Annotated in this window: 11 protein-coding genes; 8 read left to right on the top strand and 3 right to left on the bottom strand. The window is 71.1% G+C overall.

Annotated features, from left to right (window positions below; translation table 11 throughout):
- The first annotated feature begins 5 nt into the window (after window positions 1–5).
- From ACBY01_RS03795 to ACBY01_RS03785, 3 genes are all read left to right on the top strand, one after another.
- A complete protein-coding gene (locus ACBY01_RS03795; protein WP_416459438.1) occupies window positions 6–596 on the top strand; it encodes a YdcF family protein in 591 nt (196 codons plus the stop codon).
- Window positions 596–1,927: a bifunctional folylpolyglutamate synthase/dihydrofolate synthase gene (locus tag ACBY01_RS03790; RefSeq protein ID WP_416459437.1), complete on the top strand. Its 1,332-nt coding sequence runs from the start codon at window positions 596–598 to the stop codon at window positions 1,925–1,927. The genes ACBY01_RS03795 and ACBY01_RS03790 overlap by 1 nt, the downstream gene beginning before the upstream one ends.
- 73 nt (window positions 1,928–2,000) lie before the next feature.
- Window positions 2,001–2,438, top strand: coding sequence for a DUF6628 family protein (locus ACBY01_RS03785; RefSeq protein ID WP_416459436.1), 438 nt, complete (start codon window positions 2,001–2,003; stop codon window positions 2,436–2,438).
- On the opposite strand, the gene ACBY01_RS03780 is transcribed toward ACBY01_RS03785, so the two are convergent.
- Window positions 2,435–3,787, bottom strand: a complete 1,353-nt coding sequence (locus ACBY01_RS03780) for an AmpG family muropeptide MFS transporter (RefSeq protein ID WP_416459435.1) — start codon at window positions 3,785–3,787, stop codon at window positions 2,435–2,437. The genes ACBY01_RS03785 and ACBY01_RS03780 overlap by 4 nt on opposite strands.
- Window positions 3,788–4,081: 294 nt before the next feature.
- Window positions 4,082–4,513, bottom strand: a complete 432-nt coding sequence (locus ACBY01_RS03775; RefSeq protein ID WP_416459434.1) for a response regulator — start codon at window positions 4,511–4,513, stop codon at window positions 4,082–4,084.
- 122 nt (window positions 4,514–4,635) lie between these two features.
- On the opposite strand from ACBY01_RS03775, the gene ACBY01_RS03770 reads away from it, so the two are divergent.
- Window positions 4,636–6,111: a pseudouridine synthase gene (locus tag ACBY01_RS03770; RefSeq protein ID WP_416459433.1), complete on the top strand. Its 1,476-nt coding sequence runs from the start codon at window positions 4,636–4,638 to the stop codon at window positions 6,109–6,111.
- Complete coding sequence (rsmD, locus tag ACBY01_RS03765) at window positions 6,111–6,674, top strand: 16S rRNA (guanine(966)-N(2))-methyltransferase RsmD (protein ID WP_416459432.1); 564 nt, start codon at window positions 6,111–6,113, stop codon at window positions 6,672–6,674. Before ACBY01_RS03770 ends, rsmD begins: the two co-directional genes overlap by 1 nt.
- Here rsmD and ACBY01_RS03760 read toward each other — a convergent pair.
- Window positions 6,628–7,941 carry an MFS transporter gene (locus ACBY01_RS03760; RefSeq protein ID WP_416459431.1) on the bottom strand — a complete coding sequence of 438 codons (1,314 nt, stop codon included), beginning with the start codon at window positions 7,939–7,941 and terminating at the stop codon, window positions 6,628–6,630. The genes rsmD and ACBY01_RS03760 overlap by 47 nt on opposite strands.
- Before the next feature lie 296 nt (window positions 7,942–8,237).
- Between ACBY01_RS03760 and ACBY01_RS03755 the strand changes: the two genes are divergently transcribed.
- The 3 genes from ACBY01_RS03755 to mdoH all read left to right on the top strand — a co-directional run bounded on the left by ACBY01_RS03755 (window position 8,238) and on the right by mdoH (window position 13,964).
- On the top strand, window positions 8,238–10,520 hold the full coding sequence (locus ACBY01_RS03755) for an ATP-dependent helicase (RefSeq protein ID WP_416459430.1): 2,283 nt from the start codon (window positions 8,238–8,240) through the stop codon (window positions 10,518–10,520).
- Between the two features lie 124 nt (window positions 10,521–10,644).
- Window positions 10,645–12,147 carry an OpgD/OpgG family glucan biosynthesis protein gene (locus ACBY01_RS03750; RefSeq protein WP_416459429.1) on the top strand — a complete coding sequence of 501 codons (1,503 nt, stop codon included), beginning with the start codon at window positions 10,645–10,647 and terminating at the stop codon, window positions 12,145–12,147.
- On the top strand, window positions 12,144–13,964 hold the full coding sequence (gene mdoH / locus ACBY01_RS03745) for a glucans biosynthesis glucosyltransferase MdoH (protein ID WP_416459428.1): 1,821 nt from the start codon (window positions 12,144–12,146) through the stop codon (window positions 13,962–13,964). Before ACBY01_RS03750 ends, mdoH begins: the two co-directional genes overlap by 4 nt.
- Window positions 13,965–14,017 lie beyond the last annotated feature (53 nt).

The raw sequence follows: 14,017 nt of genomic DNA, 5'->3' as shown, positions 1-14,017 counted from the left end.
GCGCGATGTGCCGCCGTTGGCCGAGGCGGATCGCCGGCGGGATTGTCCTGCTGCTGGTCGCGTGGCTGGTGCTGGTCGCGGTGCAGATCGTCCGGGTGGGAAACAGCGCGCCGGCCGGCCCGGCCGATGCGGCGATCGTGCTGGGTGCCGCCATCCGCGGCGATCAGCCCTCGCCGGTGTTCGCCGCGCGCATCGACCACGGCCTGACGCTCTACCGGAACGGCAGAGTGCGCCGGCTGATCTTCACCGGCGGCTACGGCACGGGCCTGTCTCGTGCGGAGTCCGAGGTGGCGCGCGCCTATGCGCTGCGGCGCGGCGTGCCCGCCTCGGCGATCCTGGTCGAGACGCGGTCGCGTACCACCCGCGAGAATCTGATCGAGGCGGCGGCGCTGCTCCGCGCCCATCGGTTGCGGTCGGCGCTGATCGTCAGCGACCCGCTCCACCTCAAGCGATCGCTGCGCATGGCGGCCGATCTGGGCATCGCCGCCCAGCCCGCGCCGACGCCGACGACGCGCTACCGCGGCCTCACGGCGCGCTCGGGCTTCCTGCTGCGCGAGGTCTATTACTACAATCAATATCTGGTTACCGGCGCCTGATGCCCGACCACGCCTCATCCGCCGATCCCGCCGTGCAACGCCAGCTCGACCGCCTGATGGCGCTGGGGCCCGGCGCCGACGTGCTCGGGCTGGAACGGATCACGCGGCTGCTCGCCGCGGTCGGCGATCCCCAGCGCCGACTGCCGCCGGTACTCCATGTCGCGGGCACCAACGGCAAGGGATCGACCTGCGCCTTCCTGCGCGCCGCGATCGAGGCGTCGGGGCGGAGCGCGCACGTCTACACCAGCCCGCACCTCGTCCGCTTCAACGAGCGGATCCGCGTGGCCGGTACGCTGATCGACGACGCGCTGCTCGCCGCCCTGCTCGAGGAAGTGCTCGATGCCGGCGCGGACGTCGGCGCCAGCTTCTTCGAGGTGACGACCGCCGTCGCCTTCCTCGCCTTCGCGCGCACACCCGCCGATGCGTGCATCGTCGAGGTCGGGCTCGGCGGCAGGCTGGATGCGACCAACGTGCTTCCCGCTCCCGCCGCGACCGCGATAGCGCAGCTCGGCATCGACCATCAGGCGTTCCTGGGCGACACCGCCGAGGCGATCGCGCGCGAAAAGGCCGGCATCGCCAAGCCGGGCGTGCCGCTGGTGACGATGGCCTATCCGCCGGCAGTGGCGGAGGCGGTCGCAGGCATCGCCGCCCAGGCGGGCGCGCCGCTCCACCCGCGCGGCAGCGACTGGACCTTCCGCATCGAGGGCGAGCATCTGTGCTACAGCGACGCGCGCGGGACGGTGGAGACGCCGCTGCCCGCGCTTGCCGGGCCGCACCAGCCGGCCAATCTCGCGCTCGCCATCGCAACGCTCCGCCACCAAGACGTCGTCTCCGTCCCGGACAGCGCCTTCGCCGCCGCAGCAGCCACCGCCCGCTGGCCGGCGCGCATGCAGCAGCTGCGCGTCGGACCGCTCCACGCACCGCTCCCCGCCGGCACCGAGCTGTGGCTCGACGGCGGTCACAACCCCGCCGCCGCCGACGCGGTCGCCGACACCATCGAGCGCGTGGCGCAGGGACGGCCAGTGCATCTCGTGCTCGGCATGCTCGAGAACAAGGATGCCGCCGGGCTTCTGGCGCCGCTCGCGCCGCTGGCGACCAGCCTCACCGCCGTTCCGGTGCCGGGCCATGCCCACCACAGTCGGGCCGCACTGGTCGAGGCGGCACATCGGCTGGAAATCGCCGACACCGCCACCGCCCCGGACGTGCCAACCGCGCTGCGCCTGCTCGCCGCACGCACTGCCACCGCTGCCGAGCCGCCGGTGGTGCTGATCCTGGGGTCGCTCTACCTCGCCGGCAAGGTTCTGGAAGCGAACGACGAACTGCCGGATTGACGCGCCTTATTGATATTGACTTGCAATAGATAGCGCGCGAACCTGTCGCCCTACATCGCGGCAGGAGACTCGCATGACCACCGCCCAGCCCCTTACGGCGACCCTGGCCGAAACGCTGCCGCACGCGCGGCCGGCGTGCTCCGCCCAACGCCTGCTGCTGTTCGGCATCCGCCGCACCGGCGCGCACGGCCTCAACGACGCCGCCGCCGCCCACGCGTTCATGACCGCGTTCGGCAAGGATTTCCGCCGCCCGCTGCTGCTGCTGCGCGCGCTGATGGCGGAGGTGTCGAAGGTGTCGGCCAACCCGATCCAGATCGCGCCGTGGTGCTGCCCGCGGATGACCGCGGGTGAGGCCGCGCTGGTCGAGATCGTCGCCTCGGTCGAGGCGCACCCCGAGCGTGCGCAACTGCTGCTCGGCGACCTGCTCGGCATCCGCCACGCCGGCGGCTCGACCGCGACCGCGCATTTGCTCGCGCTGGCGTTCCGCGACGGGGGGATGCCGCTGGACTAGGCGGCGGCGGCCCCCTCGCCGTCCTCCGCCCCTGGCTGGCGGATGTTCTGGACGACGAAGCCGCGGCGCCACAGCAGCCCCAGCAGCAGCAGGCCCGGCAGCGCCACCACCATCGTCAGCAGCCAGAAGCCGACCCAGCCGAGCGAGTCGGCGGCGATCCCCGCCGGCGTCGCCAGCCACGTCCGCCCGACCGCCGCGAACGATGATAGCAGCGCGAACTGGGTGGCGGTGTAGGCGAGGTTCGAGAGCCCGGAGAGATAGGTCACGAACACGGTCAGGCCGATGCCGCTCGTCACCTGCTCGGTGGCGACGGCGATCGTCAGCCATGTCACCGAATGGCCGTGCATCGCCAGGATCGCGAAGGTCAGGTTGCTGAGCATCATCAGCACGCCCGAGACGATCAGCGCGCGGCCCATGCCGAGCCACGCCATGAACGGCGCGGCGAGCGCGGTGCCGGCGATCAGCCCCCAGAAGCCCACGACCTTGTTGATCGCGATGAACTCGGTGTCGGAGAAGCCGAGCTCGACGATCATCGGATTGAGCATCGCCTGCCCCATCGCGTCGCCCAGCTTGTAGATGAGCACGAACAGCAGGATCAGCACCGCGCCGCGCCGGCGCAGGAACTCGCGGAAGGGCCCGATTACCGTGTCGCGCAGCCACTGGCCGTGCGGCGCCGCCCTGGCGACGGTGCGGTCGTGCCGCCCCGGCCCGGCGTAGAGCGCGCCCAGCATCGCCGGCACCACGCACAGCGCGGTGAGGCCGTAGCCCAGCGCCCAGCCGAGCCCCAGCCCCTCGGGCGAGGCGATCGCGATCGTCCCGACGCCGGCGATCACGTTTCCGACGCGATAGCCGAACTGGTTGTTGGCGGTGCCGTGCGGCAGCTCGTCGTCGGACAGGATCTCGATGCGATAGGCGTCGATGACGATGTCCTGCGTGGCGGACAGGAAGGCGGTGACGATCGCCCAGAAGGCGAAGACGCCCAGGTGCAGCTCGGGCTGGCTGGCGCCGAGCATCCACACCGATCCGAACAGCAGCGCCTGGATGAAGAACAGCCAGGCACGGCGCTGGCCGAACCAGCCGGTCAGCAGCGGCAGGCGCAGCCGGTCGATCAGCGGCGCCCACAGGAACTTGAGCGTGTAGGGGGTGGTCAGCCCGATCGCGAAGCCGATCGTCTTCTTGTCGATACCGACTTTGGCGAGCCAGAAGCCCATCGTGCCGAGCAGCAGCGTGAGCGGAAAGCCGCTGGCGATGCCGAGCAGGAATGCGACGAGCGGCATCGGCCGCAGATAGGACGCCATCGCCGCCATCCGGCGCTTGCCGCCCTCTCGCCCACTGGCGACCTGCTCCATTGCACTTCCCTCGATACGCCGTACCCGGCCCCCAACCGCGCGCACCCTAGCGCGCTCTCCGCGCTTTTGAAGGGGCGAGTGGCGGGGATCGCGGCGCGTCGAGCTTGTCCGCGGTCAAACAATCTATTCGGCTGGTGTTAATCTTCTTCGGCGTAGCGGGCGCGTGTGGACGACGCGCCTGCAAGGGTTTCGCGTCGCCCGACATCCCGCGCGCCTACGGACAGCAACCTGCGCGTGCGGGATGTCGGGACATCCGCACGCCCTCCGAACCTCAAACGGCGTGGCGGCGGCCGATCACCCCACCGTCGCGAACAGGTTGAAGCTCGCGGGCAGCTTGCGCGGCGTCTTGCCTTCCAGCACCGTCTCGATCGCCTCGATCGCCGCGACCAGATCGCGCTGCGGATAGGGCTTGCCCAGGCACCCGCTCGCGACCTCGCGCCCGCCGTCCGGGCAGGTGCCGGTGACGAACAGCACGGGCATGCCGCGCTCCTTCGCCGCGCGCGCGACGTCGATGCCGCTACCGTCGGCAAGGTTGACGTCAACCAGCACCAGATCGATCGCGGCGTCGCCGTTCACCAGCGCCAACCCCTCGCTCACCAGGTCGGTGGTGGCGACGATCTCGAACCCGTTGTCGGTGAGGAAATGCTCGGTATCGAACGCCACCAGAGGTTCGTCCTCCACCACGAGGATGCGCACGATCCGCCGTTTCTTCCGTCCAAACAACATCCGCCGCTCGCTTCCCTCTCTCCGGGGTCTGCCCTATAGCGTATCAACACCCGAACCGATCGAACGATCACCGCTGCCGCACGATTTCGTCGCGCAGGCGTAACAGGATAGCATTTCTCATCGTGTCGACGCCTAAGAACCCAGAGTCGCAGCGCATCGCCAAGCTGCTCGCCCGCGCTGGCGTGGCTTCGCGCCGCGATGTCGAGCGGCTGATCGAGGCGGGGCGCGTCGCGCTCGACGGCGTGCCGATCGAGACGCCGGCGACGCTGCTCACCTCGCTGCGCGGCATCACCGTGGACGGCCAGCCGGTGCAGGCGGCCGCCCCCACCCGGCTGTTCCGCTATCACAAGCCGTCAGGCGTGCTCACCGCCGCGCGCGATCCGCACGGACGGCCGACGATCTACGACCGCATGCCCGGCGGGCTGCCGCGGTTGATGCCGGTCGGCCGGCTCGACCTCAATACCGAGGGGCTGCTGCTGCTCACCACCGACGGCGAGCTCAAGCGCCAGCTGGAGCTGCCCGCGACCGGGGTGGAGCGCACCTATCGCGCCCGCGCCTATGGCGACGTCAGTCAGGCACAGCTCGAGGAGCTGATGCTCGGCATCGAGGTCGACGGCGTCCGCTACGGCCCGATCAACGCCAATCTCGAACGCCGCACCGGCACCAACACCTGGATCGAGATGACGCTGACCGAGGGCAAGAACCGCGAGGTTCGGCGCGTGCTCGAATATCTCGGGCTGCAGGTGTCGCGGCTGATCCGCACCCGCTACGGCCCCTTCTATCTGGAGGACATGCCGACCGCCGAGGTCGACGAGATCCGCCAGCACGACCTGGTCGCGTTCCGCAAGACGCTGAGCGGACGGCCGAGCAGCCGGCCGACGCCGGAGGGCGCCGATCCCAAGGCGCTGAAGGCGTGGCGCCGCGAGCCGTCGCGCGACCGCGCCGCGCCCCGCCCGCGCCCCGTGTCGACCGGCGCCCCCCGCGAGCGCGAGGTCCAGCCGCATCCGCAGGCATTCCGCCGCACCACGCCGGAGGGCGACGCCGAGGCGCCGCGCGGCTTCGCCAAGCGTCCGCGCGCTGGCGATCGCGCGCCGCGGAGCGACGACGCTCCCCGCACGCCGCGCGGTGCTCGCGCCGCCGCCTTCGCCGAGCGCACCGGCCGCGCCGGGCGTCCCGCTACGGAAGATCGCGCCGATCGCGGGCCCGCGCGTGGCGGCAAGCCGGGACGGACGCTCTCCCCCAGCTACGGGCGCGGCGAACGGTCCGACGCAGCAGAGGACACGCGCGGCGCGCGACGTCCGGAAGGGCGCGGCGCCGGCCGCGACCGGCCGCAGCGCGACGATCGCCCCGCACGCGGCGAGCGTCCAACGCGCGGTGATGCAGGCCAGCGGCCCGCTCGCGGCGAGCGCCCGGCGCGCCCATCCCGCGACGGCGAACGTCCGGTGCGCAGCGACGCCAGCGAACGCCGCCCGCGCGGCGATTTCCCGCCGCGCCCGCCCCGCGGCGACGGACCGGCGCGGCCTGCGCGCAACGGCCCGCGGAGCGACCGGCCCGCAGGCCCGCCGCGCGGTGCCGGCCGTCCGAAGGGCAAGCGCTGATGCGCGTCATCGCCGGGCAATGGCGCGGCCGCCCGCTCGCCGCGCCGAAGGGCGACGCCACCCGCCCCACCGCCGACCGCACGCGCGAGGCGCTGTTCTCGATGCTGCAGAGCCGCGTCGGCAGCTTCGAAGGGCTGGCGGTCGCGGACCTGTTCGCCGGATCGGGCGCGCTCGGGATCGAGGCGCTGTCGCGCGGCGCCGCCTCGTGCCTGTTCGTCGAGCAGGACCGCCACGCCCTCGACGCACTGCGCGCCAATATCGAGAAGCTCGGCGCCAAGGGTGCGCAGGTGCGGGCGCAGTCGGTGCTCGCGCTGGGGCCGACCGCGACGCCGCTCGACCTGGTGATGATGGACCCACCCTATGCCAGCGGCGCCGGCTGGGTGGCCGCGGACAAGCTCGCGCGGCTCGGCTGGATCGGCCCCGCGACCTGGGTCAGCGTCGAGACGGGGCGGACCGAGGATGTCGACGCGTCCGGCTTCACCGTCGACGCCGAGCGCGTCCACGGCAAGGCGAAGCTCACCTTGCTGCGGCGCGCGGCACCAGCCACAGACCCGCAAGACTGAACAGCCCCGCTACCGCCAGATAGAGGCCGACCGGCGCCAGTCCCCCGCGCTGCGCCAGCGCCTCGGCGGCCAGCGGCGTCAGGGCGCCGCCGATCACCCCGCCCACGTTGAACGCAATCGACGCGCCGGTGTAGCGCACGCGCGCGGGGAACAACCCCGGCAGCCACGCACCGAGCGGCCCGTAGACGAAGCCCATCGCGAACAGCGCGATCGCCAGCCAGGCGGTGACCGCACCCGCGCCGCCGCCGCCCATCAGCGGCTGCATCAACAGACCCGCGAGCACCACCCCGCCGCAGCCGAAGGCGAGCACCCGTCCGGTGCTGCTGCGATCCGACCACCAGCCGGCGAGCGCGATGCCGGCGGCCATGAACAGGATCGCGACCAGCTGCATCGCCAGGAACGCGTCGCGCGAGAAGCCCAGCCGCGTGGTGCCGTGGCCGAGCGCGAAGGCGGTGGCGATATAATAGAGCGCGAAGCAGGCCACCGCGCCGAAGTTGCCGGCGAGCGTGCCGCGCAGGTGGCTGCGGAACAGCTCGGCGAGCGGCACCGTCGCCGGCGCCTCTTGCGCCAGTGCGGCGCGGAACTCGGGCGTCTCGGTGAGCTTCAGGCGCACCCACAGCCCCAGCCCGACCAGCAGCGCGCTGGCGAGGAATGGCAGCCGCCACCCCCAGTCGCGGAACGCCGCATCGTCGAGCCCGAGCCCCAGCAGCAGGAACAGGCCGTTGGCGGCGATGAAGCCGACCGGCGCGCCCAACTGCGGCACCGATCCGAACCGGCCCGCCCAGCCTTTGGGGGCATTCTCGACCGCGAGCAGCGCCGCCCCGCCCCACTCGCCGCCCAGTCCGAGCCCTTGGGCGAAGCGCAGCAGGCACAGCAGGAACGGGGCGATCACCCCGACCTGCGCATAGGTCGGCAGGAAGGCGATCGCGAGCGTCGAGCCGCCCATCAGCATCAGCGAGGCGACCAGCGTCGACTTGCGCCCCAGCCGGTCGCCGAAATGGCCGAACAGCGCGGCGCCGAGCGGGCGCGCGACGAAGGCCAGACCCAGGCTCGCATAGCTCAGCATCAGCCGCGCCGATGCGGACTCGGCCGGGAAGAACAGCGCCGGGAACACCAAGGCCGCCGCGGTCGCGTAGATGTAGAAGTCGTAGAATTCCACCGAGGTGCCGACGAGGCTGGCGAGCAGGATGCGGCGGCTCGAGGGGCCGCCCGCAGGGGGCAGCACGGCGGCAGGAATCTGTGCCGAGGCGGAAGGATGGGCGTTCATGGGCGCCGGGTGGCGGACAGGTTGCGTCAGGTCAACCGCGCACGTTTGTTAATTGCCGAGACGACCGGCTCAAGCGCAGCATCCTTTCCTTGGAGATACTCCGCTCTCGCCGCCGTCATGCTGACGGAAGTCAGCATCCAGACGCGCTCCGCCAGAGGATCGAGCGGAGCGGTAATGGATCCTGCTTTTCGTCAAGATGACGGAATGAAGTTAATCGGAAAGGGCCGCGCAGACGCGCCATCGACGGCGCTGCTCAAGCCTTGCCCCGCGCCGCTTCGTTCCCTAGCTGTTCGCGCATGACTCTGCCTGCCGCCGCCCCGAACCAGGACCCACCCTACCTGCGTGGGCTCAACGACCCGCAACGCGACGCGGTGCTCACCACCGAGGGGCCGGTGCTGGTGCTGGCGGGCGCGGGCACGGGCAAGACCGCGGCGCTGACCGCGCGGCTCGCGCACCTGCTCTACACGCGCAAGGCATGGCCGTCGGAGATCCTGTCGGTCACCTTCACCAACAAGGCGGCGCGGGAGATGCGCGAGCGTGTCGGCCGGCTGGTCGGCGATGCGGTCGAAGGGATGCCGTGGCTCGGCACCTTTCACGCGATCGGCGCCAAGATGCTCCGCCGCCATGCCGAGCTGGTGGGGCTGCAGTCGAACTTCACCATCCTCGACACCGACGACCAGCTGCGGTTGCTCAAGCAGCTGATCGTCGCTGCGGACATCGACGAGAAGCGCTTTCCCGCGCGCCAGCTCGCCGGGGTGATCGACAGCTGGAAGAACAAGGGCATGACGCCCGCCGACGTCGATGCCGGCGAGAGCGAGCGCTTCGCCAACGGCCGCGGCGGCGAGCTGTACCAGCAGTATCAGGACCGCTTGAAGGCGGTGAACGCGTGCGACTTCGGCGACCTGCTGCTCCATGTCCTCACCATCCTGCGCACCCACCGCGAGGTGCTGGAGCAGTATCAGCAGCGCTTCCGCTACGTCATGGTCGACGAGTATCAGGACACCAACTCGGTCCAGTATCTCTGGCTGCGGCTGCTGGCGCAGGAGCGCAAGAACCTGTGCTGCGTCGGCGACGACGACCAGTCGATTTATTCGTGGCGCGGCGCGCAGGTGGAGAACATCCTGCGCTTCGAACGCGACTTCCCGGGCGCCAAGGTGATCCGGCTGGAGCAGAATTATCGCTCCACGCCGCATATCCTGGGCGCGGCCGGCGGCGTGATCGCCAACAACAGCGGGCGGCTGGGCAAGCAGCTGTGGACCGAGTTGGACGCGGGCGAGAAGGTCCGCGTGATCGGGGTGTGGGACGGCCCCGAGGAAGCACGCCGCGTCGGCGACGAGATGGAGGCCTGCCGCCGGTCGGGCAAATCCTACGACGAGATGGCGATCCTGGTCCGCGCCCAGCACCAGACCCGCGAGTTCGAGGACCGGTTCATCGCGATCGGCCTGCCCTATCGCATCGTCGGCGGCCAGCGCTTCTACGAGCGCATGGAGATCCGCGACGCCATCGCCTATCTCCGCGTCGTCAACCAGCCGGCCGACGACCTGGCGTTCGAGCGCATCGTCAACGTGCCCAAGCGCGGGCTCGGCGACAAGGCGGTGTCGACCGTCCACCGCTACGCGCGCGCGACCGGCAGCCCGCTGATGACGGCGGCGGCGCGGATCCTGGACACCGACGAGCTGACCGGCGCGGCGCGCAAGTCGCTCGGCCGGCTGGTCGGCGATATCGCCCGCTGGCGCGAGAGGGCGCGCGACCTGCCCCACCCCGAACTCGCCCGCCAGCTGCTCGACGAGAGCGGCTACACGGCGATGTGGCAGGCGGAGAAGTCGGCGGAAGCTGCCGGGCGACTGGAGAACCTCAACGAGCTCGTCCGCGCGATGGAGGAGTACGACAGCCTGGGCGCGTTCCTGGAGCATGTCAGCCTGGTGATGGACAACGAAGGCGCCACGCAGGAGCCGCAGGTCACCATCATGACGATCCACGCCGCCAAGGGGCTGGAGTTCGACACGGTGTTCCTGGCCGGCTGGGAGGAAGGGCTGTTCCCCTCGCAGCGCTCGCTGGACGAGGGCGGGCTCGCCAGCCTGGAGGAGGAACGCCGCCTCGCCTATGTCGCGATCACCCGCGCCCGCCGGCTCGCGGTGATCCTGCATGCCGCCAACCGCCGCATCTATGGCCAGTGGACCTCGTCGCTCCCCAGCCGCTTCGTCGGCGAACTGCCGGCCGAACATATCGAGGCGGAGACGACCATGTCGGGCGGCGAGAGCCTGTGGCGCGCCAACTGGTCCGAGCGTGCCGATCCCTTCGCCGATGTCGGCCGGGGCACCGGCCGCGGGCCCGGCTGGCAGCGCGCGGCGAGCAGCGGCTCCAGCTTCACCCGCGACGCACCGCGCGTGATCGAGAGCCGGGCGAGTGCGGTCAGTCTGGGGAGCAAGGGGCGCAGCGACGTGAGCGTCGGCCTACGCGTGTTCCACCAGAAGTTCGGCTATGGCACCATCGCCGAGATCGAAGGCAACAAGCTGGAGATCGATTTCGAAAGCGCGGGTCGCAAGCGGGTGCTCGACAGCTTCGTCACCCTCGGCTGAGCGGCAGCAATGGGGCAGCGCGGCGCCGCTGCCCGCTCCCACTGCACGGCCGGCCGCTTCCGCTACTTGCCATAAGGCTTCTGTTGCGATGCAACAAAATGCCCGTTCATGGCTTGGAGCCCGCATGCGACACCCGACCCGACGCGAAATCGTCGCCACTGCCGGCCTCGCCGCCCTGTTCGGCGGGCCGTTGGCGGCGATGGCACGCAAGACGCAAGCGCCCGCCGTTCCCTTTTCGTGGGAGGCGCTGCAACAGCGCGCCGCCACCCTCGCGACCCAGCCCTATCGCGTCCCCGCGAAGGTCGCCGCCGCCGCAGCGATCGACTATGACGCGGTCGGCTCGATCCGCTACCGTGCCGAAGCAACGCTGGCCGGCGGCATCCGGCTGTTCCCGCTCGGCCGCTACGCACCGATGCCGGTCAAGATCAACCTGGTCGAGAACGGCCAGGCGCGCGCCGTTCCCTTCTCCCGCGACCTGTTCCAGGCGGTGTCGGGCCACGCGCCGCCGCTCGGCATCGCCGGCTTCCGCGCGATGGTGCCGGGCAAGGAGAGCGACTGGATGGCGTTCCAGGGCGCGTCCTATTTCCGCACCGCCGGTTCGCAGGACCAGTACGGGCTGTCCGCCCGCGGCCTCGCGATCAACACCGGCATCTCGGGTCGCGAGGAATTCCCCGACTTCACCGAGTTCTGGATCGAGCGGATCGCCGACGACGCCTACACCGTCTACGCGCTGATGGACGGCGAAAGCGTCACCGGCGCCTATCGCATCGCCGGCCGCCACGCCAACGGCGTGCAGCAGGACGTGTCGGCGGTGCTCCACCTGCGCCGCGACGTCGAACGGCTGGGCATCGCGCCGGCGACCAGCATGTTCTGGTACGGCGAGGGTAATCGCGCCGCGGCGGTCGACTGGCGGCCGGAGATCCACGATTCCGATGGCTTGGCGCTGCTGACCGGCAGCGGCGAGCGCATCTGGCGGCCGCTCGCCAACCCGCCGCATGAAACCCTCGACAGCTTCGCCGACGAGAACCCGCGCGGCTTTGGTCTGCTCCAACGCGATCGCGCCTTCGATCATTATCAGGACGACGGCGCCTTCTACGATCGCCGTCCGAACCTGTGGGTCGAGCCGCGCGGGCAATGGGGCCGGGGCAGCGTGATGCTGTTCGCCTTCCCCACCGCTGCCGAGACGGTCGACAACATCGTCTCTTTCTGGGTGCCCGCCGCGCCCGCGAAGGCCGGACAGCGGCTCCAGTTCGACTACGGCCTGCGCTGGGGATCGGACGATCCGACGGTCGCGCCTGCGGCGGCGCACGTCGTCGACAGCTGGACGGGCGTCGCCGGCCGGCCGGGCGATGCCCCGACCGCCGGCGCGCGCAAGCTGGTGGCCGATTTCGAGGGCGAGGCACTCGGCGGGCTGGACCGGTCGAGCGGCGTCGAAGCGGCGATCGATCTCGCCCGCGGGAAGCTGCTCGCGAGCGCGGCCTATCCGGTAGTCGGCCAGCGCAACCGCTGGCGCGTCACCGCCGACATCGCGCCCGAAGGCGACGGCCCCACCGACGTGCGGCTGTTCCTGAGGCGCGGCGACCGCGCGCTCAGCGAGACGATGCTCTTCCCGGTGTTCGGCGCGTGAGCGAGGCCGATCGCCTCCCGCCGGAGGCGCCGATCGAGATGCCGGTGCAGCGCTTCGACGGCCCGCCGCCGCCCCGGCGCGTGCCCGAGCCCTGGTCGGACATCGGCGAGGGATCGGGCGATCTGCTGGCGCGGCGGGTGCTGCTGGTGCTGCTCACCGCGATGCTCGCCACCGCCGCCTCGACCGCGCTCAAGGAATCGCTGGTCGCCGACGGCTGGAGCGTGACCGACGCGGTGCTGCTGGTGATCTTCTTCCCGCTCTTCGCGCTGATCTCGTTCGGCTTCATCAACGCTGCGGTCGGTTTCCTGCTGCTGATCACCGGACTGCGCCCCGGCTTCATGCCGACGCCGCGTTGGGCCTCGCCGCTCAAGGGCCGCACCGCGATCCTGATGCCGGTCCACAACGAGGACGTGGACGCGGTCTACGGCCGCATCGCGCAAATGGCGGAGGCGATCGCGCGCGACGGCATGGCGGCGCATTTCGACTTCTTCATCCTGAGCGATTCCGCCGCCGAGGCGGAGGCCGCGGAAGTCGCCGCACGCGACGGCCTCGCCCGCCGGCTCGACTGCGCGCTCTACTATCGTCGGCGCACGCAGAACGTCGGGCGCAAGCCCGGCAACGTCGCCGAATGGATCCGCCGCTTCGGCAGCGCCTACGACTATATGCTGATGCTGGACGCCGACAGCCTGATGGGTGGCGACACCATCATCGGCATGGCGCAGGTGCTCGACCGGCGGCCGTCGGTGGCGCTGCTCCAGACGGTGCCGATGGTGATCGGCGCGAGCACGCTGTTCCAGCACTGGATGCAGTTCGCCAGCCGCTTGTACGGCCCGATCTCCACCGCCGGACTGGTATGGTGGTCGGGATCGGAGGCGACCTTCTGGGGGCATAATGCGCTGATCCGCCTCGAGGCGTTCGCCGATTCCTGCGGCCTGCCCGACCTGCCCGGCGGCCCGCCGTTCGGCGGCACGATCATGAGCCACGACATGGTCGAGGCGGCGCTGCTGCGCCGGCGCGGCTGGAAGGTGCACATGGTGCTGACCGACGCCACGTTCGAGGAATATCCGCCGACGCTGATCGACGCGGCGGTACGCGACCGGCGCTGGGCACAGGGCAACATCCAGCACCTGCGGCTGCTCGGCGCTTCGGGATTCCACTGGATCAACCGGTTGCAACTGCTGCTCGGCGCCTCGGCCTACATTGCCTCGCCGCTGTGGCTGCTGCTGATCCTCACCAGCATCGTCCAGGCGCTGGTCGGCGAGCCGAGCCTGATGAACCGCGGCACCTCCGCCGCGGTGCTCGCGGTGACGCTGCTGCTGCTGTTCGGCCCCAAGGCGCTGAGCGTCATCTGGGCGACCGCCGACCGCGACCGCCGACAGGCGCTGGGCGGATGGCGGACGATCTGGCGGTCGGTCGCGGTCGACGTACCGCTGTCGATGCTCGCCGCACCCGCCATCGCGCTCACCCAGACGATTGACCTCATGGGAATCGCCGCGGGCAAACGCTCCGCCTGGGACCCGCAGAGCCGCGAACGCGACGGCCTTCCGATGCGCGAGATCCTGCCGCGCTATCGCTGGCACCTGGCGCTCGGGGCCGTGCTGGTGCTGCTGTCGCCGCTGATGCCGGTGACCGCGCTATGGCTGTTGCCGGTGACCATCGGGCTGCTCGCCTCGCCGCTGCTGGTGCAATGGACCGCCAGCGCACGGGCCGGCGCGTGGGCGGCACGCCGGGCGATCTTCGAGCCGCAGCATCGCGAACTGGGAACCGCGCCGCTGCCCGAACAGCGCGCCGGTCTGCCTGCACCGAAGGCGTCCTAAGACGCTGTGCCGCTGCGCTCCCCCGACGGGAGAAAGGCCTGAGCCGGCTCGAC

This window comes from Sphingomonas mangrovi (assembly GCF_047975845.1).
Taxonomy (GTDB): Bacteria; Pseudomonadota; Alphaproteobacteria; order Sphingomonadales; family Sphingomonadaceae; genus Sphingomonas.
This window is presented reverse-complemented; position numbering and strand designations above follow the sequence as displayed.

Bases quoted from the DNA above. Each gene is read 5' to 3' on its own strand.
- ACBY01_RS03795 (WP_416459438.1), top strand. From the start codon at position 6: ATGTGCCGCCGTTGGCCGAGGCGGATCGCCGGCGGGATTGTCCTGCTG.
- ACBY01_RS03790 (WP_416459437.1), top strand. From the start codon at position 596: ATGCCCGACCACGCCTCATCCGCCGATCCCGCCGTGCAACGCCAGCTC.
- ACBY01_RS03785 (WP_416459436.1), top strand. From the start codon at position 2,001: ATGACCACCGCCCAGCCCCTTACGGCGACCCTGGCCGAAACGCTGCCG.
- ACBY01_RS03780 (WP_416459435.1), bottom strand. From the start codon at position 3,787: ATGGAGCAGGTCGCCAGTGGGCGAGAGGGCGGCAAGCGCCGGATGGCG.
- ACBY01_RS03775 (WP_416459434.1), bottom strand. From the start codon at position 4,513: ATGTTGTTTGGACGGAAGAAACGGCGGATCGTGCGCATCCTCGTGGTG.
- rsmD (WP_416459432.1), top strand. From the start codon at position 6,111: ATGCGCGTCATCGCCGGGCAATGGCGCGGCCGCCCGCTCGCCGCGCCG.
- ACBY01_RS03760 (WP_416459431.1), bottom strand. From the start codon at position 7,941: ATGAACGCCCATCCTTCCGCCTCGGCACAGATTCCTGCCGCCGTGCTG.
- ACBY01_RS03755 (WP_416459430.1), top strand. From the start codon at position 8,238: ATGACTCTGCCTGCCGCCGCCCCGAACCAGGACCCACCCTACCTGCGT.
- ACBY01_RS03750 (WP_416459429.1), top strand. From the start codon at position 10,645: ATGCGACACCCGACCCGACGCGAAATCGTCGCCACTGCCGGCCTCGCC.